This window comes from Stutzerimonas sp. R40042, assembly GCF_026642215.1.
Classification (GTDB): domain Bacteria; phylum Pseudomonadota; class Gammaproteobacteria; order Pseudomonadales; family Pseudomonadaceae; genus Stutzerimonas; species Stutzerimonas frequens.
The window spans coordinates 3,179,566-3,199,748 of record NZ_CP113258.1 but is presented as its reverse complement, the minus strand read 5'-3'; the positions used below and the strand labels follow the sequence as shown (position 1 = coordinate 3,199,748).

General features: G+C 62.3%; 26 protein-coding genes. 10 read left to right on the top strand and 16 right to left on the bottom strand.

The features are described 5' to 3' along the window. Positions 1-58: 58 nt before the first annotated feature. A complete protein-coding gene (locus OUY36_RS15130; protein ID WP_026006464.1) occupies positions 59-388 on the bottom strand; it encodes a thioredoxin family protein in 330 nt (109 codons plus the stop codon). Between the two features lie 130 nt (positions 389-518). Here OUY36_RS15130 and OUY36_RS15125 point away from each other — a divergent pair, with 130 nt between their 5' ends. Continuing rightward, a complete protein-coding gene (locus OUY36_RS15125; RefSeq protein ID WP_003299068.1) occupies positions 519-764 on the top strand; it encodes a hypothetical protein in 246 nt (81 codons plus the stop codon). A 14-nt stretch (positions 765-778) separates the two neighbouring features. Then, positions 779-940: a hypothetical protein gene (locus OUY36_RS15120; protein WP_166082530.1), complete on the top strand. Its 162-nt coding sequence runs from the start codon at positions 779-781 to the stop codon at positions 938-940. Between the two features lie 39 nt (positions 941-979). Here the strand turns inward: OUY36_RS15120 and dapC are convergent, their stop codons facing one another. Genes dapC through purM form a run of 5 tightly spaced genes read right to left on the bottom strand, consistent with a single transcriptional unit; the run spans position 980 to position 5,371 of the window. Next, positions 980-2,176: a succinyldiaminopimelate transaminase gene (gene dapC / locus OUY36_RS15115; protein WP_267934880.1), complete on the bottom strand. Its 1,197-nt coding sequence runs from the start codon at positions 2,174-2,176 to the stop codon at positions 980-982. A 50-nt stretch (positions 2,177-2,226) separates the two neighbouring features. After that, positions 2,227-2,892 carry a COG3650 family protein gene (locus tag OUY36_RS15110; protein WP_125852973.1) on the bottom strand — a complete coding sequence of 222 codons (666 nt, stop codon included), beginning with the start codon at positions 2,890-2,892 and terminating at the stop codon, positions 2,227-2,229. Positions 2,893-2,946: 54 nt separating this feature from the next. After that, entirely contained in the window at positions 2,947-3,657 is a 711-nt protein-coding gene (locus OUY36_RS15105) for a DUF3108 domain-containing protein (protein ID WP_063539742.1), read from the bottom strand. Between the two features lie 8 nt (positions 3,658-3,665). Then, positions 3,666-4,313 carry a phosphoribosylglycinamide formyltransferase gene (purN, locus tag OUY36_RS15100; RefSeq protein ID WP_063539743.1) on the bottom strand — a complete coding sequence of 216 codons (648 nt, stop codon included), beginning with the start codon at positions 4,311-4,313 and terminating at the stop codon, positions 3,666-3,668. After that, positions 4,313-5,371, bottom strand: coding sequence for a phosphoribosylformylglycinamidine cyclo-ligase (purM, locus tag OUY36_RS15095; protein ID WP_125852971.1), 1,059 nt, complete (start codon positions 5,369-5,371; stop codon positions 4,313-4,315). The genes purN and purM overlap by 1 nt, the downstream gene beginning before the upstream one ends. A gap of 329 nt (positions 5,372-5,700) precedes the next feature. On the opposite strand from purM, the gene OUY36_RS15090 reads away from it, so the two are divergent. From OUY36_RS15090 to hda, 3 genes are read left to right on the top strand one after another with little or no spacing between them, the layout of a single operon-like run. After that, positions 5,701-6,753: a DUF2066 domain-containing protein gene (locus tag OUY36_RS15090; RefSeq protein ID WP_063539745.1), complete on the top strand. Its 1,053-nt coding sequence runs from the start codon at positions 5,701-5,703 to the stop codon at positions 6,751-6,753. A 47-nt stretch (positions 6,754-6,800) separates the two neighbouring features. Then, entirely contained in the window at positions 6,801-7,898 is a 1,098-nt protein-coding gene (locus tag OUY36_RS15085; RefSeq protein WP_081253721.1) for an AI-2E family transporter, read from the top strand. Further along, entirely contained in the window at positions 7,895-8,599 is a 705-nt protein-coding gene (gene hda / locus OUY36_RS15080) for a DnaA regulatory inactivator Hda (protein WP_063539746.1), read from the top strand. The genes OUY36_RS15085 and hda overlap by 4 nt, the downstream gene beginning before the upstream one ends. A gap of 49 nt (positions 8,600-8,648) precedes the next feature. On the opposite strand, the gene OUY36_RS15075 is transcribed toward hda, so the two are convergent. Genes OUY36_RS15075 through arsC form a run of 3 tightly spaced genes read right to left on the bottom strand, consistent with a single transcriptional unit; the run spans position 8,649 to position 10,007 of the window. Next, positions 8,649-9,059 carry a DUF2069 domain-containing protein gene (locus OUY36_RS15075; RefSeq protein WP_063539747.1) on the bottom strand — a complete coding sequence of 137 codons (411 nt, stop codon included), beginning with the start codon at positions 9,057-9,059 and terminating at the stop codon, positions 8,649-8,651. Beyond that, on the bottom strand, positions 9,052-9,657 hold the full coding sequence (wrbA, locus tag OUY36_RS15070) for an NAD(P)H:quinone oxidoreductase (RefSeq protein ID WP_267934879.1): 606 nt from the start codon (positions 9,655-9,657) through the stop codon (positions 9,052-9,054). Before wrbA ends, OUY36_RS15075 begins: the two co-directional genes overlap by 8 nt. After that, complete coding sequence (gene arsC / locus OUY36_RS15065; RefSeq protein ID WP_102840045.1) at positions 9,654-10,007, bottom strand: arsenate reductase (glutaredoxin); 354 nt, start codon at positions 10,005-10,007, stop codon at positions 9,654-9,656. The genes wrbA and arsC overlap by 4 nt, the downstream gene beginning before the upstream one ends. 145 nt (positions 10,008-10,152) lie before the next feature. Between arsC and OUY36_RS15060 the strand changes: the two genes are divergently transcribed. Continuing rightward, positions 10,153-11,385, top strand: a complete 1,233-nt coding sequence (locus OUY36_RS15060) for a virulence factor BrkB family protein (RefSeq protein WP_156243594.1) — start codon at positions 10,153-10,155, stop codon at positions 11,383-11,385. Positions 11,386-11,523: 138 nt separating this feature from the next. After that, complete coding sequence (locus tag OUY36_RS15055; protein WP_133456559.1) at positions 11,524-11,721, top strand: hypothetical protein; 198 nt, start codon at positions 11,524-11,526, stop codon at positions 11,719-11,721. Here OUY36_RS15055 and OUY36_RS15050 read toward each other — a convergent pair whose 3' ends face one another. Further along, entirely contained in the window at positions 11,722-12,114 is a 393-nt protein-coding gene (locus OUY36_RS15050) for a hypothetical protein (protein ID WP_133456560.1), read from the bottom strand. It abuts the gene before it with no gap. Positions 12,115-12,333: 219 nt separating this feature from the next. Between OUY36_RS15050 and OUY36_RS15045 the strand changes: the two genes are divergently transcribed. Beyond that, entirely contained in the window at positions 12,334-12,789 is a 456-nt protein-coding gene (locus OUY36_RS15045; protein ID WP_208216395.1) for a TlpA family protein disulfide reductase, read from the top strand. Positions 12,790-12,819: 30 nt separating this feature from the next. On the opposite strand, the gene OUY36_RS15040 is transcribed toward OUY36_RS15045, so the two are convergent. From OUY36_RS15040 to OUY36_RS15025, 4 genes are all read right to left on the bottom strand, one after another. Then, positions 12,820-13,392 carry a lytic transglycosylase domain-containing protein gene (locus tag OUY36_RS15040; protein ID WP_063539753.1) on the bottom strand — a complete coding sequence of 191 codons (573 nt, stop codon included), beginning with the start codon at positions 13,390-13,392 and terminating at the stop codon, positions 12,820-12,822. 5 nt (positions 13,393-13,397) lie between these two features. Further along, the gene (locus OUY36_RS15035) at positions 13,398-14,330 is read right to left on the bottom strand and encodes a hypothetical protein (protein WP_267934878.1); all 933 of its coding nucleotides are present in this window, start codon (positions 14,328-14,330) and stop codon (positions 13,398-13,400) included. Between the two features lie 9 nt (positions 14,331-14,339). Then, a complete protein-coding gene (locus OUY36_RS15030) occupies positions 14,340-16,055 on the bottom strand; it encodes a proline--tRNA ligase (protein WP_267934877.1) in 1,716 nt (571 codons plus the stop codon). Positions 16,056-16,210: 155 nt separating this feature from the next. Beyond that, positions 16,211-17,452 carry an OprD family porin gene (locus OUY36_RS15025; RefSeq protein WP_267934875.1) on the bottom strand — a complete coding sequence of 414 codons (1,242 nt, stop codon included), beginning with the start codon at positions 17,450-17,452 and terminating at the stop codon, positions 16,211-16,213. A 438-nt stretch (positions 17,453-17,890) separates the two neighbouring features. On the opposite strand from OUY36_RS15025, the gene OUY36_RS15020 reads away from it, so the two are divergent. Next, positions 17,891-18,313 (top strand): HIT family protein, encoded by a 423-nt coding sequence (locus tag OUY36_RS15020; RefSeq protein ID WP_125870069.1) that lies wholly within the window; start codon positions 17,891-17,893, stop codon positions 18,311-18,313. 2 nt (positions 18,314-18,315) lie between these two features. Then, complete coding sequence (locus OUY36_RS15015) at positions 18,316-18,522, top strand: SlyX family protein (RefSeq protein WP_014597223.1); 207 nt, start codon at positions 18,316-18,318, stop codon at positions 18,520-18,522. Positions 18,523-18,567: 45 nt separating this feature from the next. On the opposite strand, the gene OUY36_RS22000 is transcribed toward OUY36_RS15015, so the two are convergent. Beyond that, positions 18,568-19,176, bottom strand: a complete 609-nt coding sequence (locus OUY36_RS22000) for a cold-shock protein (protein ID WP_063539757.1) — start codon at positions 19,174-19,176, stop codon at positions 18,568-18,570. Positions 19,177-19,419: 243 nt separating this feature from the next. Next, the gene (locus OUY36_RS15005) at positions 19,420-19,890 is read right to left on the bottom strand and encodes a Dps family protein (protein ID WP_011913917.1); all 471 of its coding nucleotides are present in this window, start codon (positions 19,888-19,890) and stop codon (positions 19,420-19,422) included. Positions 19,891-20,183 lie beyond the last annotated feature (293 nt).

Below are 20,183 nucleotides of genomic sequence, written 5' to 3'. Positions count from 1 at the left end.
GCGGAGCGTGGCGTTGTTGCCCGCATCGTCCTCGGGGCGGCGCCTGAGTGTTCGTAGCTCAGTCTCGTCCCGTTGCGCCCAGGGCATGCTGGATCGCCTGCACATCCTGAGGCCGCACCACGCGCCCCAGCTCCTGGCCTCTGTCCAGCAGAATCAGCGTAGGCCACAACTTGACCCGGAATGAGCGTCCGAGCGGCCGGCCCGGGCCGTCTTCTATCTTCAGATGGCGGATGCCCGAGCGGTCGGTCAGCGCCTTGCCAATCAGCGGCTGGGCGGCGCGGCAGTGGCCACACCAGGCGGTGCCGAACTCCAGCAGCACGGGGCCTTCCAGCGCGTCCACCTCGGCGCGGCTCGGTTCAATATTCGCGTAGTGTTCGGTCATTTCCACGTGGGCAGCCCTCCGGATTGCGCGTAAAGGTTCGAGCCTGCCGCAGCAGCGTCGTTCAGCCGGCGCTCTCGACCTTTTACGCGAGTGCTGTTGTCCATTGATGACAATCGCAACGGTGAGGTGACAAATAATGGCACGCAAGCATTTCGAGAAGTTCGAGGCGATTTCTTCGGCCGTGCCTGCCGAGGATGCATTCGAGGCAGTGATCGCCATCAAACGGCGCGACAGCGATGAAGACGTGCATGTGTTCAAGGTCGCCGATGGCCGTCGCTACGACCTGGCATCGGAAGCGGACGCCATCGCCGAGGCCGCATTGACTAAGGTTATAGAGGTCAGCGACGAGGGACAGCTGATCTGGGAAGAGCACGCAATCTGAACAGGAGGCGTTGTATGAATGATCACGACGAGCGTACCGAGCATGCGCGCGAGCCAGCGGACTCTGACCGGCATGAGGAGCATCCGAAGGCGGATATTCCCGAGCACATGAAGCCGGAAAATCTGGAAAAACTGCGCGACTATGGCAAGGATATGATCCCGCCTGGCGTGGCTTGAACATCGCGAAGCCGGGCGGCCGGACCGCCCGGTGCGCTGTCAGAGCGTTTCTATGAAGTGGCGAATTCGCTGTGCTGCTTCGATGCATTCGGCTAGCGGTGCGACCAGCGCCATGCGCACGCGTCCGGCACCCGGGGAGGCGCCGTTCACTTCACGGGACAGGTAGGAGCCGGGCACCACGGTGACGTGCTCATGTGCGAACAGTTCGCGAGTGAACTGTTGATCGTCGATCGGTGTGCGCGGCCAGAGGTAGAAGCCGCCATCCGGACGTTGCACGTCCATTACAGGCGCGAGGATGTCCAGCACGGCGTCGAACTTGGCCCGATACAGCTCGCGATTGGCGCGCACATGTATCTCGTCGTTCCAGGCGGCGATGCTTGCGAGCTGGGTCTGCACCGGCATGGCGCAGCCGTGATAGGTGCGGTAGAGCAGGAACGCCTTGAGAATCTCGGCATCACCGGCGACGAAGCCCGAGCGCAGTCCGGGCAGATTCGAGCGCTTGGACAGGCTGTGGAAGACCACGCAGCGCTTGTAGTCGTCGCGGCCCAGCGCGGCGCATGCGCTGAGCAGGCCGGCCGGCGGGTTGGCTTCGTCGAAGTACAGCTCGCTGTAGCACTCGTCGGCGGCAATGACGAAGTCATGCTCGTCGGCCAGGGCGATGAGCTTCTTCAGGTTTTCCAGCGGCACCAGCGCACCGGTCGGATTGCCCGGCGAGCAGAGAAAGAGGATCTGGCAGCGCTGCCAGATTTCTGCCGGCACGGCATCGAAATCGGGGTTGAAGCCGTTCTGCTCTAGGCACGGCAGGTAGTGCGGCGTCGCCCCGGCCAGCAGCGCCGCGCCTTCGTAGATCTGGTAGAACGGGTTGGGGCTGACCACCAGTCCATCGGCATCGCGATCGACCACCGCCTGGGTGAAGGCGAACAGTGCTTCGCGCGTCCCGTTCACCGGCAGCACATGGCGCGCCGGGTCCAGCGCTTCGGCAGCCAGGCCGAAACGCCCCTCGCACCAGCGCGCGATGGCGTCGCGCAGAGCAGGGATGCCGAGGGTGGTCGGATAGACCGCCAGCTGATCAAGGTTGTCCGCCAATGTCTGGGCTACGAAATCCGGTGAACGGTGCTTGGGCTCGCCGATCGACAGCGCGATGGCACGTTTGTCCGCAGGCGGCTGGACGCCAGCAAGCAGGGCACGCAGTTTCTCGAAGGGGTAGGGGTGCAGCAGATTCAGGGCGTTGTTCATGAGTGCTGTTCTTTCAGGATGAGCGCGGCGAACGCCCCGCATTCGTGATTTCAGTCGTCGCGACCGCCGCCGTAATAGGCGCAGCCGCGCAGGGTCTGGCCGTCCAGGCGAAGCTCGGCGCTGAGGTGGCTGACGGCTCCGCTGGCGCTATCGATACAGCGCTGCGGCGCAACCCAGAGATCCAGCCGCTGCGCGTTGGCTTCGCTGGTGAGGCTGAGTTGGCCGCCGGGCAGCTGCTCTTCCAGGTAAGGCAGAGCAATCGGTGACTGTCCGGGACGGGTGAGTAGCATGCCACGAGCGGTCACGCTGACGGTCCAGTCCGGCTCGTGGCCACTGGCGCGCAGGATCAGGTGCTCGAAGTTTTCCTCACCGCAGCCGTGGCCTTCGCGCTGCAGGCGGTAGACGCGGGTCAGCGCAAACTGCCCGACTTCGTCCGGCCTGGCCTGGTGGAGTGTGCCGCGCAGGTCGGCGAACAGGTGGCCCGGCTGGCCGGCCATCAGCGCCTGGGCATCTTCCGCCAGTCCGCTGTTCTGCTCCAGCAGCGTCAGTGTCCGCTGTCCCTGGCAGGTCTGGAACTGCAGCTGGCCGTCTACCAGTCGTACCTCGCCCTGCAGGCGCTCGGTGGCCACTCGCGAAGGAGCCCGGTCAGCAAAGAAGGTTTGGCAGCCAGCCAGCGACAGCAGCAGCGCGATCAGCAGGGAACGTGAAAGGGCCATCGGTGAACTCGCAGCTAGGGGAGGTGCGGCGGCATCGATGGCCGCCGCGATGGATCAGTTGCCTTTGACGGTCTTGCCGCCAACGCTGCCCTCTTCGAGCATGATCTGGTATTCCTTGCCGTCCTTCTCTACCTGATGCAGGCGGACCAGCAGGTAGTCCCAGTCCTTGGCGAACCAGAGGATGGTTTCGCGCTTACTCTGGGTCGGGTCACGCACGCGCTCGACCTTGATCGCATCGACCTGGCCGGCCTTGGTGCTGACCTTTTCCTCGCCGAGTACACGGAAGTCGTAGGTTTCGATCTCGTCGCCGTCGACTACCTGGTAGCTCATGCTCTGCTTGCCGGCGGCCACTTCATGTTGCAATGCCAGCTGGTAGGTAGACTTGTCCAGCAGGCCGCGATGCAGCGGCAATTTCACCGGGTCACCGCGGTCACTGCCCTCGACCTGCTTGTTGGCCCAGTCGAAGCGGTGTTCCACGCGCTTGCCCTTGCCCAGCCCGCTGCGCTTGAGTCGATAGCTCTGCGGCAGAAACGTATCGCCCTCGGTGCGAAAGGTGCTGCGCTCGTTGAAGCTGGCGACCAGCATCGAGGCCTCGAAATCCAGGCGCCAGCTGCCGTCGTCAAGTTGCTCCAGATTGCGCTGGGCGGTGCCGCTCATCGGCACTTGTTTCCAGTCGGCGGTATAGCTGGCGGAGAAGGGCTTGAGCTCCAGGGCCTGGACCGGAAGGGCCAGTACGGCAAGAGCGAGCAGCAAGGCGCGACGCATGGTGTCTCCTAGATTCTGATCTGGTAGCCGGAAGCCGGCAGGATGGCGCCGTCCAGCATCGCGCCTTGTTCGGCGAGGCGCAAGCGCCCCTCGGCGAACCAGCGCACGGCCAGCGGGTAGATCTGGTGCTCGGCGACATGCACCCGTTGGGTCAGCCCGTCGATGCTCTCGCCCGGCTGAACAGGCAGGCTCGCCTGGATCGCCACCGGCCCACCGTCAAGCTCCTCGGTAACGAAGTGGACGCTGCAGCCGTGCTCCGCGTCTCCCGCCTCGAGGGCGCGTCGATGGGTATCGAGCCCCTTGTACTTCGGCAGCAGGGAAGGGTGGATGTTCAGCAGCCGGCCCTGGTAGTGACGCACGAAACCGGGCGTCAGGATACGCATGAAGCCAGCCAGTACTACCAGATCGGGCATATAGGCATCGATGGCCTGCATCAGCGCGGCATCGAAGGCCTCGCGGCCGTCGAACGCCTTGTGATCCAGTACGGTGGTGGGAATGCCCGCGCCCTGGGCGCGGATCAGGCCGAAGGCGTCGGCGCGGTTGGCGATCACTGCGCAAATGCGTGCCGGATTCCCCTCAGCCTGGCTATCGATCAGCGCCTGCAGGTTGCTGCCGGAGCCGGAGATCAGCACCACCACATTGCAGGTTGCAGCCATCAGTGCTGTTTCAGGTTGTTCAGCACGACGCGCTCCGCACCTTGCGCTGCAGCGTCGATCCGGCCGATGACCCAGGGCGCTTCACCGGATGCCCGCAGGTTGGCCAGGGCGGATTCGACCTGATCCTGGGCGACACAGATGACCATGCCGACGCCGCAGTTGAGCACGCGGTGCATCTCGTGTTCGTCGACGTTGCCTTTCTCCTGCAGCCAGTCGAACACCGCCGGGCGGGACCAGCTGGCAACGTCGATCACCGCCTGGGCGCCTTCGGGCAGCACACGTGGGATGTTGTCGAGCAGGCCGCCACCGGTGATGTGGGCCATGGCCTTGACCGCGCCGGTGTCCTTGATCAGCTTGAGCAGCGGCTTGACGTAGATGCGGGTCGGTGCCATCAGCAACTCGGTGAGCGGCTTGCCGGCCAGCTGGGTGTTCTCGATATCGGCACCGGCCACCTCGATGATCTTGCGGATCAGCGAATAACCGTTGGAGTGCGGGCCGGAGGAGGGCAGGGCAATCAGTGCATCGCCGGTCTGCACCTTGGAGCCATCGATGATCTCGCTCTTCTCCACCACGCCGACGCAGAAGCCGGCCAGATCGTAGTCTTCGCCTTCATACATGCCCGGCATCTCGGCGGTTTCGCCACCCACCAGGGAGCAGCCGGCCAGTTCGCAACCGGCGCCGATGCCGGTGACCACGGTGGCGGCCACGTCGACGTTGAGCTTGCCGGTGGCGTAGTAGTCGAGGAAGAACAGCGGCTCGGCGCCGCAGACGACCAGGTCATTGACGCACATGGCGACCAGATCCTGGCCGATGCTGTCGTGCTTGTTCAGGTTCAGCGCCAGACGCAGCTTGGTGCCGACGCCGTCGGTGCCGGATACCAGCACCGGCTGCTTGTAGCCCGCCGGGATTTCGCACAGGGCGCCGAAGCCGCCCAGGCCACCCATCACCTCAGGTCGTGCGGTGCGTTTGGCCACGCCCTTGATGCGTTCGACCAGCGCTTCGCCTGCATCGATATCGACGCCTGCGTCCTTGTAGCTGAGGGAGGGTTGCTTGCTCATAGAATCCGGGCCTGTGGAAGGAGTGCGGGTGGCGATCGGTCAGTCGCTGCGTTCGGCCTCAGCAATACGCTTGCCCTGTTCGGCGCCGCGTTTGTCTGGTGTCCGATTGCAGGGCTCGAACAAGCGTCGGACCGGTCTGCGGAAAGCGCGCGATTTTATCAGGCTTGCTGCTTAGCGGCCATCCCGCCGGCGGTCGCCGGCACTGGCGTCGTGATTCCTGCATACCAACTGTGAGGCAGGCGGTTGCCGCCTCGGGGCGGGCTGTTTAAGGTGTAGCGCTCCACATCCCCCTTCACGCCGCCAGCCACTGGTGGTCTGCGAGAACGACCATGCGCCTCATCTTCCGCTTACTCGCCCTGTGCATCGCGTTCGGGGTGGCTCTGCCTGGCCATGCCGAGCCGCTTCGAACCCTATATGAAGTGCGCGAATCCGTTTCCGGTCAACAGACCGAGGAGCGCGCCGCGGCGCTGCAGCGGGCTTTCGATACGCTGGTGCTGCGCCTGACCGGCGATGCCGAGGTGGTCAAGCGCGAGGCGGTAGCCGCGCTGCGTGCCGACCCCCAGCAGCTGATCAGCAAGTATGGCTACGAAGGCGATCACATCGTCGTCGATTTCGATCCGGCTACCACCGAACGCAGCCTGCGGCGTGCCGGTGTCGCCCTGTGGGGAGTGAATCGCCCGACGGTGCTGGCATGGTGGCTGAATGACAGCGTGGACGGCACGCAGCTGGTCGGAGACGGCCAGGACAGTGCCGATATCCTTCGCCGCGCCGCGCAGCACCGAGGCCTGCCGCTGCGTCTGCCGTTGGCTGATCTGTCGGAACAATTGCTGGCGACTCCTGAGAGTCTGGCCGAGGCGCGTCCCGAGCTGCTTGGCGAGTCGTCCGAGCGCTACGACGCCGATGTGGTGCTCGCCGTGCATGCGAGTGGGGACAGTGCCCAGTGGAAGGTATGGGTCGATGGCCAGCAGCGCGCAGGCAAGGCCGAGGGCGAAAATCCGGCGATGCTTGCCGATGCGGTGATGCTGGCGGTCAGTCAGTATCTCGCGCCCCGCTATGTGGTCGAGCCCGGTGCCGCATCGGAGATCACGTTGGAGGTCATGGGTGCCGACATGGCGCGTTTCGCCGAACTCGAGCGCCTGCTCGAGCCGTTCGCCGGCACGCTTCTGCGAGTCGAGAGCGATCGTCTGGTCTACCGCGTCAAGGCCAGTCCGGAACAATTGCGTGCGCAGTTGTCGCTGGCGCGCTTGCAGGAGGTCAGTGGCGATCAGTCGCCGCTGGATGCGCAGCAGCCGATGAATCAAGAGCGGGGGGACACCAGTGAGCCGGTCGGTGCGCCGACCATGCCGGCCGACAGTGGCCCGGTGCTGCGTTTCCGCTGGTGATGCCGCCGTGTCCGGCGCGCCAAGTATGTGCAAGGAAGGCAAAGAGCATGTCCGTGAATGATTCGAACCGCTGGCTCTGGCTGGCGGCACTGTCGCTGTGTGCCTGGCTGGTGTACCTGCTGACGCCTATTCTCACGCCGTTTCTGATCGGCATCCTGCTGGCCTATCTGGGTGATCCGCTGGTCGATCGACTGGAGCGCTGGGGGCTGTCGCGGACCTGGGGCGTGATCGCGGTGTTCACCCTGTTCAGCCTGTTGATGCTGTTGATGTTGCTGGTGCTGGTGCCGATACTGGGTAAGCAGCTGATGCGGTTATATCAGCTGGCTCCGCTGGCGCTCGACTGGCTGCAGCATCAGGCGCTGCCTTGGGCGCAGGCGCAGTTCGGGCTGGAAGAGAACTTCTGGCGCCTGGATCAGCTCAAGGCTGCATTCAGCGCTCATCTGGGCAGCACCACCGATGTGCTCGGCGTGATCCTGAGCCAGGCCACCGCTTCCAGCCTGGCGCTGCTGGCATGGCTGGGCAACCTGCTGCTCATCCCGGTGGTCAGCTTCTACCTGCTGCGTGACTGGGACCTGATCATGCGCAAGTTGCGCAGTTTGCTGCCGCGCCGGCGTGAAGGGATGATCGTTGGCCTGATGAGCGAATGCCATGAAGTCATCGGTGCTTTCCTGCGTGGCCAGCTGTTGGTGATGCTGGCGTTGGCGGTCATCTATGCTTCCGGCCTGATGCTGGTGGGGCTGGAACTCGGGCTGCTCATCGGCGTGTTGGCCGGGCTTGCCAGCATCGTTCCCTACATGGGATTCGTTGTCGGCATTGGTGCGGCCGTGGTGGCCGTGCTGTTCCAGTTCGGCCTGGCGCCCTATCCGCTGCTGGGAGTGGCCGCCGTGTTCACGGTCGGGCAGATGCTCGAAGGCATGCTGCTGACGCCGCTGCTGGTAGGCGATCGAATCGGGCTGCATCCGGTCGCGGTGATCTTCTCCGTGCTCGCTGGCGGCCAGCTGTTCGGGTTCACCGGCGTGTTGCTGGCATTGCCGGTGGCTGCGGTGATCATGGTTCTGCTGCGCCACGTCCATGATCTCTATAAACTCTCGGACCTTTACGCCGAGCCCGCCGGTGCACCGGCCGAACCACCCAGCCAGCCATGAAACCCATCCAGCTTCCTCTCGGCGTCCGTCTGCGCGACGACGCCACCTTCGCCAACTTCTATCCGGGCGCCAACGCGGCTGCCCTGGGCTATGTCGAACGGTTGTGCTCGCCTGCCGCAGGGTGGTCCGATGAACTGATCTACCTCTGGGGGCAAACCGGCGTCGGTCGTAGCCATCTGCTGCAGGCGGCCTGTTTGAGGGTCGAGGAGCGCGGCGAACTGGCGGTGTATCTACCGCTGGCCGATGTCGCTGAGTACGGACCGGCCCTGCTGGACAATCTCGAGCAGAGCGAACTGGTGTGCCTGGATGATCTCGATGCCGTGGCGGGTGACGCGATCTGGGAAGAGGCCTTGTTCCATCTGTTCAACCGCCTGCGCGATGCCGGGCGGCGGCTACTGCTGGCAGCGGATGCCTCGCCACGCGAACTGGCGGTCGAGCTGCCTGACCTCAAGTCGCGTCTGAGCCTGGCTCTGGTGTTCCAGCTGCAGCAGCTGACCGACGAGGACAAGCTGCGTGCGCTGCAGCTGCGTGCTTCGCGTCGCGGGCTCAACCTGCCGGATGATGTCGGTCGTTTCATCCTGACCCGTGGTTCGCGCAGCATGAGCGCGCTTTTCGAGTTGCTCGACGAGCTGGACCAAGCCTCGCTGCAGGCGCAGCGCAAGCTGACCATTCCCTTCCTCAAGGAAACGCTTGGCTGGTAGTGCCGGTCGGGACGCGAGCGCATGTCTGCATCCCCGGTCGGCCCAGCGGTCAGCTTTCTCCAGCGAGCTTGCGTTCGTATTGGTAGGCCCAACGGGTGTACAGCAAAGCCGCGATGAACAACGTCAGGCTGATGAACGCTTCCAGCCATCCGTAGACCATGCGCGCCGGGTCGATGGCGGCCAGCACGCCCTGGATGAAGTAGAGGTTGACGATGAAGCAGGTCCAGGCATGCGCTCGCGGACTGCCGGCGATCATTCCCGGGGCAACCAACAGTAATGGAATCAGCTGGATGCTCAGGACTACCCAGATGCGCGCTCCGTGAAGGTCGGCAAATACCAGATTCCATACAACCAGCAGCGCAGCGAGGCCGAAGAAGCTGGCGAGGCTGATGGCCCGGCTGAGCCTGAGCCGTGGCTTGAGCCATTCCAGCGTCGGTAGGGGTTTGCGCTTCTTAGCCACGATGGGTCTCCAGCTGTTGAGCGGTGCGCGCGAGCCGTTGCCCCAGCGCGCGGCAAATGGCGATTTCATGCTCGTCGAGCAGACGCTTGCCGTCCGCCCCTGCATGATGGCTGGCGCCGTAGGGTGTACCGCCGCCGCGGGTTTCCAGTAGGGCATTCTCGCTGTAGGGCAGACCGAGTATCAGCATGCCGTGGTGCAACAGCGGCAGCAGCATTGAGAGCAAGGTGCTTTCCTGGCCGCCATGCAGACTGGACGTCGAGGTGAATACGCCGGCTGGCTTGCCAACCAGTTCGCCGGTCAGCCACAGGCTGCTGGTGCCATCGAGGAAGTACTTCATTGGCGCTGCCATGTTGCCGAAGCGGGTCGGGCTGCCCAGTGCAAGCCCGGCACAGTTCTTCAGATCATCGAGCGTCGCATAGAGCGCGCCGGAGTCCGGGATGCTCGGTGCGACGGCTTCGCATTCGGTGGAGACCGCCGGGACGGTGCGCAGGCGCGCCTCCATGCCGGTCAGTTCGATACCGCGGGCGATCTGTCTCGCCATTTCAGCAGTGGCGCCGTGGCGGCTGTAGTAGAGTACGAGAACGTAGGGCGCACTCACGGCAATATCTCCAGAACCTTTTCCGGCGGTCGGCCGATGATGGCCTTGTCGCCAGCGACCAGGATCGGACGCTCGATCAGCTTCGGGTGCTCGACCATCGCTGCGATCAGCTGGGCTTCCTCCAGTCCGGCATCAGCCAGTTCGAGCGTCTTGTACTCGTCTTCGCCGGTCCGCAATAGCTGCCGGGCGGTAAGTCCCAGCTTGTTCAGCAGCTCTTTGAGTTCGCTGGTCGAAAGCGGGGAATCCAGATAACGCACGATCTCGGGTTTCAGCCCGCGGGCTTCGAGGAGCTCCAGTGCAGCGCGTGATTTGGAGCAGCGCGGATTGTGATAAAGCGTGAGTTCGGTCATTTGAGGTTGCGTCTCGCCGGTTGAGGTGGCCATTCTAACCTTCAACGGGGTGCCTGCCGAAATGTGCAGCACGGGCCATTTGCAGGGACGGCATCTGTCCGCTGCGGCAAGATCTCGGGGTCGTCGTGCCTCTAAGGGAGAATGGATGCATCAGCGCATCGATAACATGCTGGAATTCGGCCGTTTCCTGGTCAGGCGTTTCCTGACGGATCGAGGGCCCCACAGTGCTGCGGCGCTGACCTATACCACGCTGTTCGCCGTGGTGCCGATGATGACGGTGACCTTCGCCATGCTCTCGGCGATTCCGGCATTCAAGGGCGTCGGCGAACAGATCCAGTACTACATCTTCAACAACTTCATCCCATCGACCGGTGCGACCATTCAGGAGTACCTCCTGGCCTTTACCAGCCAGGCACGGCAGCTGACTTGGTTCGGTGTCGGGTTCCTCATGGCCACTGCTCTGATGATGCTGCTGACGATCGAAAAGGCGTTCAATACGATCTGGCGCGTTCGGCAGCCCCGGCGTGGCGTGTCCAGCTTTCTGCTCTATTGGGCCATTCTCAGTCTCGGCCCATTGCTGCTCGGCGCCGGCTTCGCTACCAGTACATATGTCGCCTCGCTTTCATTGATCTCGGGGCCCTATGCGCTCATTGGCGTGGGCACGCTGATCAAGGTCATGCCATTGCTGCTCAGTGTCGCCGCGTTCACCCTGATCTATGCCGCCGTGCCCAATACGCGGGTGCCGCTACGTCACGCCCTGGTGGGGGGAGTCTTCACCGCGGTGCTGTTCGAAACGGCGAAGCAGCTGTTCGGTCTTTATGTCAGCTACTTTCCCAGCTATCAGTTGATCTACGGCGCGTTTGCCGCCGTTCCGCTGTTTCTGCTCTGGGTCTATCTGTCATGGATGATCGTGCTGTTCGGCGCCGAGCTGGTCTGCGGGTTGTCCTCCTCGCAGCAATGGCGCCGCCGCCCTTTGCCGCGGCTGCTGGTCATGCTGATGCTGCTGCGCACGCTGCACCAGCGTCAGCAGGAGGGCAGGGAGCTACATCTGCGTGACCTGCACCGGGCTGGCCTGCGCCTACCCGAGGACGAATGGGACGAAATCCTTGGCTTCTTCGAGCAGGAGCAGCTGGTTTGCCGAACTGGTACGGGCGGCTGGGTGCTGTGTCGAGACCTCGGGCATTACAGCCTCGATCAGCTGCTGCGCTGCAATCCCTGGCCCTTGTCGGCACGCGACGCGCTACCGGAGCAGCTCGACGAGCCCTGGTACCCGACGCTGCGTCGTTCGCTGCAGTTGCTGCAACAGGAGCAGACCAATCTGTTCGGTGGCAGCCTGGCGAGCTGGTTGCAGGCCGGTGGTGACAAAAATCGTCAGTAACGGAATGATTGCGCAGTTTTCTGGGGCGCTTGGGCCGGGCGGAAGCCGGCCGCACGCCGCGCCCCGAGGCGTATCGGGCCTCGGCTCGAATGCTGGCATGCTTCTGGCAATGGATATGATGGTTGAGAGGACGGCGTGATGAACGGCAAGCGCAGCACCATTCTTTATCTGCACCAGCGAGCGCCTGACGCCGCGCTGGATGCCTTGAATCGCCTGACCGGTCTGCGTTTCACCCAGTGGCCCGAATCTCTGGTGGACCGGTCGGAGGGGCGGAGCGGGGAAGAAGCAGAAGCTGTGCAAAACGTGCCGGACACGTCGAAGCAGGTCAGTGGCTGATCAGGCTTGTGCGGTAATGCGCTCAGCCGTGACGGGCTCGACGGGATGCACGAACAGTTCTTCAACGGATACGGCGACCACTGCCGAGGCCGGTCGAAGATGAATCTGCAGCTCTTCGATCTTCTGCTTTACCGGTAGCCGGGCGATACCGGAGAGCAGGATCTTGCCGGCGCCATCGGTTCGACCGTGATCGATAGCCGCTTCCCGCTGCTGTTGTCCGTCGCGGTACTTGGCAACCAGCGAGACCATCAGTCCCGCCTTTCCCTGCAGCTGGAGCCAGCTGGCAACATTGAACTCAGCGATGCGACCGTCATAAGTGGTCAGCGAAATGGCTGCTTGCTCGACGATGCGCGACGGCACACTACCGATCAGTTTGTCATTGTGTTGAGACATGGCTTCGCTACTGGTTAGTCGGTGAGGTGCGGAATTATAGGCAGTCCGGTCCGGCGAAAACTGTGCACTTGAGCGATGGGCGGCGTGACGGGACTCGCAGAACAGTGAAAACGCGGCGCTTATTTGGCGTCACCGTTCGATGCCCGCAACCGGCTGCCTGATCGTGCTCGGCCGGGGAGTACGCGGTATCCTTCCGCTCATTCCGACGAGGCATCGCTCATGGTCAAACTACGTTCATCGCTTTTCATCTTCGCCTGCGTGCTGCTCGCCGCCTGTGACAGCAGTTGGGGGCCGGATCAGTACGGCAGGGAAGTGGCCGCTGCCGATCTGCAGGGCAAGTGGCTGCTGATCAATTACTGGGCCGAGTGGTGCGGCCCTTGTCGTACGGAGATTCCTGAACTCAATACCCTGGCCGAGCAGGAGCGGCAGCTGGAGGTGCTCGGTGTCAATTTCGACGAGCTGCGAGGGGAGGAGCTTGCGCAGGCGGCACAAACCCTTGGCATTCGCTTCAAGGTGCTGAGCGACGATCCGGCCGAGCGATTGCAGCTGTCCCGCAGCGCAGTGTTGCCGGTGAGCTATCTGGTGGATGACGAAGGCAGGGTTCGCAAGCAATTGGTTGGCGAGCAGACTGCCGAGGGCATACTCGAGCACCTCAAGCAGCTGCGCGGCGAGTAATCCGCGCCAGTGGTTCCGGCTGCGAGTCGCTTACGGTTTGACGTACCAGAAGTCCTGCCAGAAGCCGATCACCTTGGCTGGATAGCGATTCTTGCCAAGGCTGCCGTTGTAGCGGGCCAGCGCTCGGTTGATGTCGCCGTTTTCCTTGCGAAGGTAATAGCTCAGGATGGTGCAGCCATAGCGCAGATTGGTGGCGTTGTCGGTCAGGTTGTCCTGCGGTCGTCCGAGTTCCGCCTTCCAGAACGGCATTACCTGCATCATGCCCTGTGCGCCGACGCTGGATATGGCGAAGCGGTCGAAATGGCTTTCGGCGTGGATCAGCGCCAGGACCAGCTCCGGTTGCAGGCCGGCTTTGCTCGCTTCGCGGTGTACCAGCCTGAGCAGCGTCAGGCGCTCCCCAGCGTCTGGAAGGTAGCGCTTGAGGCGGCCGGACATGTCCACCAGCCAGACTTCCGCGTCGAAGCGATCCTGAAAGCTGTCAGCCTCCGCAACGGTACGCTGCATAAGATCGCGTAGCTCGGGTTCAGGCGCCTGGCGGATGTTGGCGTTTGCCGACAACGCCAGCGCCAGAAGCAACGGCAGAACGAGCATCCGCGGGATCATCGGGTTTAGTTTCCGTCGCTGCCTTCGATCAGGCTGTCCAGAAACTGCTTCTGCAGCTCAGGGTCGTTGCGCGTCAGCTCGATCAGGCTCTGCTCCAGCTCGCTGGCTTCCTCTTCCATGCCGAGCTCGGACAGCCGTCTGACTCGATGCACCCACTGCGCCACATCGTCACCCTCGAGGTCATCGAATATGAGGTCGTGCGCCTCCTGCAGCTTGCCGCGCAGCTTGTGGCTGACCAGTAGCGTGGCGTCAGCTCGCGTACCGTCCTGCGGATCCTCTACCGATAGCTGCAGCTTGCCCACCTGAGTGACATCCTGGTCAGCGAACGATCCGTCGAGCAGGTTCAGGCGAAGTACGCCGTAACGGTCGGTGGTCAGTTCGTGGGTCTGCGGACCGGCGACGACCCGAACCGGCCGTTCGGCCCAGGGCAGGCTGGTGTACTCGAGCCGAGCATCCCGTCGCTGCTCATCGAGGCTGGCGAGATTCTGCTGCGAGCGTCCGTTGGACTCGACGTTCATGAACGGATTGAGACCGGCGAAACCGTAGCTGATCCAGTCTCGTGTGGCGCGTTCGGGGATGTTCCCGAGCATCACTACGTTGAGCACGTTGGCGCCGATCCCGGCGACTACCGCGACGACCCCCATCGGGATTTCGTACAGCTCGCGCCACGGCTGATAGGGCGTATAGCGATCGTAACGGCGTGTGACCTCGACATCGGTGACTTCGAAGGTTTTCTGTTCCTGCACGCGAACACGCCGCTGGGGCAGTTCGAGTACCTGTGGTTCGCCGAGCTCGATGCGCAGGCTGTGGTCGAGCAGTTTGCGTTCGGTGCGCGCTTCATGCTCGCTGCGCTGAGGCAGGTGATTGGCGCAGCCGCCAAGCAGAAGCGCCGCGCAGAGCGCGGCGCTGGTTGAAGCGACAAGATGTCGGTTGAGCATGGTTTCCGGTCAGCGATGAGCACGCGAATTGATGAAGGAGAGGATATCTGAAACGGCTACCTGCTGTGGTTGGGCATCGCGGCGATGCTTGTATTCCAGCGCGCCGTCCGCCAATCCACGATCGCTGATGACGATGCGGTGCGGGATGCCGATCAGCTCCATGTCGGCGAATTTGACGCCAGGGCTGGTCTTTTTGTCACGATCGTCGAGCAGAACTTCGTAGCCGGCTGCGGTCAGCTCGGCGTAGAGCTTGTCGGTAGCTTCGCGGACCGCCTCGGTCTCGTATTTCATCGGCACCAGCGCAATCTGGAACGGTGCCAGGGCGTCCGGCCAGAGAATGCCGCGCTCGTCGTAGTTCTGCTCGATAGCCGCAGCGACCACGCGGGAAACCCCGATGCCGTAGCAGCCCATGATCAGGGTCGCCGGCTTGCCGTTCTCGCCCATGACCTGGCAGTTCATCGCTTCGCTGTACTTGGTGCCGAGCTGGAAGATATGACCGACTTCGATGCCGCGCTTGATTACCAGGCTGCCCTTGCCGTCCGGGCTGGGGTCGCCAGCGACCACGTTGCGAAGGTCGGCGATCTGCGGCAACGGCAGGTCGCGCTCCCAGTTCAGGCCGAGATAGTGCTTTTCATCGATGTTGGCGCCGGCGGAGAAGTCGCTCATCAGTGCGACGGAGCGGTCGATTACACAAGGAATCGGCAGGTTCAGCGGGCCCAGTGAGCCGGGGCCGGCGCCGATGGCAGCGCGGATCTCGGCTTCCGAGGCGAATACCAGCGGACTGGCGACCTGCGCCAGATTGGCGGCCTTGATCTCGTTCAGTTCATGGTCGCCGCGTACGATCAGGGCGACCAGTTGGCCTTTCTCGATGCCGTGCACCACAAGCGTCTTGACGGTTTTCTCGATGGCCACGCCGAACTGCTCGACCAGCTCGATGATGGTCTTGGCATCCGGTGTATCGATCAGGCGCAACTCTTCGCCAGGGGCTGCGCGTTCGGTTTCGCGCGGGATGGCTTCGGCCTTCTCGATGTTGGCCGCGTAGTCGGAGGAATCGCTGAAGGCGATATCGTCCTCGCCGGATTCGGCCAGTACATGAAATTCGTGGGAGCCAGTGCCGCCGATGGAGCCGGTGTCGGCCTGCACCGGACGGAAGTTCAAGCCTAGGCGGGTGAAGATGTTGCAGTAGGCTTGATGCATCCGGTCGTAGGTTTCCTGCAGCGACTCCTGGTTCAGATGAAAGGAGTAGGCATCCTTCATCAGGAACTCGCGCCCACGCATGAGCCCGAAGCGCGGGCGGATCTCGTCGCGGAACTTGGTCTGGATCTGATAGAAGTTGATCGGCAACTGCTTGTAGCTGTTTAGCTCATTGCGCGCCAGATCGGTGATGACTTCCTCATGGGTCGGGCCGACACAGAACTCACGGTCATGGCGATCCTTCAGGCGCAGCAGCTCCGGTCCGTATTGCTCCCAGCGACCGGATTCCTGCCAAAGTTCGGCCGGCTGGATGGCGGGCATCAGGACTTCCAGCGCGCCTGCCTTGTTCATTTCCTCGCGAACGATGGCCTCGGCCTTGCGTAGCGCTCGCAGCCCCATCGGCATCCAGGTGTAGAGGCCGGACGCCAGCTTGCGGATCATTCCGGCACGCAGCATCAGCTGGTGACTGATCACCACCGCATCGGAAGGGGTTTCTTTGAGGGTCGAGAGCAGGAACTGACTGGTGCGCATGTGGCCGTTATGTCCTTGCAGAGGCTGGAATTAGGCTCGGCATTGTACGGCGCGCGTAGTGCGGCGTACAGGACAGGTACGGTCGCTTGGGCGACGGAAACGAAGAGCCCGGCTTTCGCCGGGCTCCTTTGCATCGAATGAACTGCGCGCCTGGGTTACAGGATGCTCAGCGGGTATTCGATGAAGGCGCGGATCTCGTTCAGGTCCGGGCTGTAGTAGTCGCGCATGTCGCTGTTGGAGCGATAGATCGAATTGCGCAGCTTCAGCGACAGGTCCTTGGCCGGGCCGCTCTGAACGACATACTGGACCTGGTTGAAGAACTCGCGCTCTTTACCTTCGCCAGTGCCGGTATCTACGTTGTCGCCATAGACATAAGCGGTTTTCCAGAACAGACCCGGAATGCCGTAGCCACCGAAGTCCAGTTCATAGCTAGCCTGCCAGGAGCGCTCGTCCTTGGAGTTGAAGTCCGAATAGTAGGAGTTGGCGACCCAGATGGAGCTGCCGCCATCGCCGATGTCGTAGCGATAGTCGCCGTCCCCGGTTACACGCTGGTGCGCCAGGATGAAGGCATGTGCGCCGGTCGAATACTTGGCAGACAGGCTCCAGATAGTGGTGTCTTCGGTTTCACCAAAGGTTTCTTTGTCGTACTTGTTGTCGTAGATGTTGAAATCAAATGCGAGCGACTGATCACCACCGAACGGCAGTACATAATTGAGGTTCGCATACTTCTTCTTGGCGACATCTTCGTTGTCAGCGTAATACAGCGATGCGCTCAGGTTTTCATTGAAAGCGTAGCTGCCGCCGAAGACATCGATGCTCTTCAGGCCGACGTCGTCGCGGCTCGACGAAGGCATGGAGCTGTCGGCAGTGAAGCGGCCGGCGTTCAGTTCCAAGCCTTCGATTTCGTTGCTGGTGATCAGCGTGCCGGTAAACGACTCGGGCAGCAGGCGGGAGTCGTCGTACGCGAGCACGGGCATCATCGGCATCTGATTGCCGTATTTGAGGACGGTATTGGATACCTGGAACTTGATGGCTGCGCCGGCTTGCGACAGGTCGCGCTCGGGGTCGCCATTGGAGTCGCGCTCGAACATGGCACCATAGTTGTAACCACGACCGCCATCCAGGCGCACGCCGAGAATGCCGTAGGCATCTACGCCGACGCCGATGGTGCCTTGAGTGAAGCCGGATTCGAACGTGGTGATGAAGCCTTGGCCCCAGCTGCGTACGTCGTCAGCGCCGTCCTTGTAATCGCGGTTGTAGTAGGTATTGCGCAGCAACAGGTCCAAGCTCGCGTCTTCCACGAACCCCTTGGACTCCGATTGCTGGCTGGCCAATGCCATCTGGGAGGTGCCCGCCGCTACGGCCAGGGCGATTACGCTCCACTTCATCACTTTCATTGTGATTGCTCCTTTGGTTTGAATTTGGTGCTTGCCCGTCCGCGGTGAGCGGAAAGGGTGCAACTTCTTAGTCCCGCATCAGGCTTTAGCCAGTTATGGCCGCTGTTCGCGAAAAGCCATCCAGAGAATGTACTGTGTAGCCCTAGTGCAGCGCTAGAGCAAGCTGTGTGACGCCTATTGCGGCGTTTTGAAGCCCTTGCAGCGCCTGCTACCTGCTCTTCTGCAAAAAGCGCACCCAAATGCATTTTCGAGGCTTTTGCGACGCTTCATGGCATCCAGTTAAGCGCTGTTGCACCTTCAGGGGGCGCGTTCTGATGGTGCGGCCCCATCTTCGCGCAGACAGGTCAGGGTTGTTAGCTTTCCTGTCTGGAGTATGCTTCTGAGTGTTCGGGTAGTGCAGTCCCGCACTGCTTCACAATCAGGTCGAAGGGGAGTGTCATGTTCGTTCTCGATTCACGTTTGGAGCAGGACACCCTGCCGCTCGGGGACTTTCCGCTGTGCCGGCTGCTGTTGATGAACGATGCTCATTATTTGTGGTTCATTCTGGTTCCGCGGCGCGAGGAGATAAGCGAGTTGTTTCAGCTCGATCCGGTCGACCAGCAGGCGCTGTGGCGAGAAACCACTGCGCTGGCCGAAACCGTCAAGGATACCTTCGGTGCGGACAAAATGAATGTCGCCGCGCTCGGTAATGTAGTTGCACAACTACATATGCACGTCATCGCCAGGCGTCGGGACGATGCGGCCTGGCCGGCGCCTGTTTGGGGCAAGCAGCCGGCGCAGCACTATACCGAGGGTCAGGTAGCGGCGATCAAGGAAAAGCTGCGGTTGGTACTTACCGGCGATTTTCGTTTCGAGGAATGATGATGGATCTGGAGTCTCGTGTAACAGACCTGGAGGCGCGGTTGGCCTTTCAGGATGACACCATTCAGACGCTCAACGATGTGCTGGTCGAGCAGCAGCGGCTGGTGGAACGTCTGCAACTTCAGTTGGGTGCGCTGGCGAGACGGCAGGAGGAGATGCAGAGCTCGCTGGATGCCGGCGAAGATGAGGCGCCGCCGCCTCACTATTAATTATTGCGAGCGAGATTGGCTGGTCTCGCTCGCGGCTGGACCGTCTCAGCGGGCCGAATCTACGGTGACGACATCCTCGGCCTGCAGGCCCTTGTCACGCATCATGATGGTGAATTCCACGCGCTGACCTTCCACGAGAATGCGGTGGCCCTCGCCGCGAATTGCGCGAAAGTGTACGAATACGTCGTCACCGCTATCCCGGGAAATAAAGCCGAATCCCTTCGATGTGTTGAACCACTTCACGGTGCCCGATTCGCGCCCGACTGCCGGCAGGGGGCTCGCTTTCTGGTGCGCGGGTTTTGCTTTCGTCCCGCGTTCCTGAGGCGTGGCAAGGTAGAGCAGGACGGCAATCAGGGCGAGCAAGAGGCTGGCCAGGGTGGCCGGCTGGCCTGCGATCTGCTGCAAGGGGGCGAGCAGGATGGTTGCTTGCAGGGCAATGGCGACCAGTAGGAGTGTCGATGTGGCGATGATGACCGGGCGGGTTCGGCTGTCGTCCAGTTTGGCAGAAGGAGCGAACTGCGCGTTCAGCAGGCCGAGCATCAGCAGGCACAAGGCTTCGGGCTGCAGGAGAAGCGGCATTCCGCCGCGTAGACTGGGTACAAATGACAAAAGCAGGGCAATGACGCCCGCCAGGACATGAACGATCTTAAGCATTCTTGGTATGGCTCACGGTTAATAACACGACAGGAAGAAGCCGCAGGCCAGGATGCTCGTGGTAAACGTTGTTCGCTCAAGGCTGAACTGCTCTGGAGGAACCGCGCGGGCTGGCTTGCAGCGCGGCGTATTTAACAGCAAAGGCGAAGGGGGCTCAAATGAGCGTGCGGCGCGGGGCTGCGTCGCATAGAGAGCGCATGTCGGATGTGGGGACAGGGCACGCAGGTGCCCTGTCGTGAAAAATTATGCCGACAGGAGGCTGCGCAGCATCCAGGCCGTCTTTTCGTGGCTTTGCATGCGCTGGGTCAGCAGGTCCGCGGTGGGCTCGTCATTGACCTTGTCCAGCAGCGGGAAAATGCCTCGAGCGGTGCGGACTACCGCTTCCTGGCCTTCAACCAGCAGTTTGATCATTTCCTCGGCCGACGGAACGCCTTCCTCTTCCTTGATCGAGCTCAGGCGGGCGTAGGCGGCATAGGTGCCGGGCGCCGGAAAGCCGAGGGTGCGGATGCGCTCGGCGATATCGTCGACCGCGACAGCCAGTTCGGTGTACTGGGTCTCGAACATGGTATGAAGCGTGTTGAACATCGGCCCCGTCACGTTCCAGTGAAAGTTGTGGGTCTTCAGGTAAAGCGTGTAAGTGTCGGCAAGCAGGCGGGACAGCCCTTCGGCGATAGCTGCACGATCCTGTTCGGCGATGCCAATGTTGATTTCCATGTGTTTCTCCTGGTGGATGGTTCAGGCCTTAGTTATGCCAGAAAACGACGCGCTGTTGTGAAGCGATAGGTTTCTGGTCCGATGCTCATGGTTGGAAGGCGTCGACCGATTCTGGGTTCCGTGACCGGCCTGATGGGCTGCCGGTGAGGGCAACGGCTGCGCCGCGGTGATTATGTCGATATAATCCCGCGCTTGTGCCTGGCAGCATCAGCATGTGCTGCAGCGCCTGGCGCCCTAGGCGGTATCGCATACGGTACAGCCGCTTGCGCAGAGCAGTGACGGCGCCATTAGCC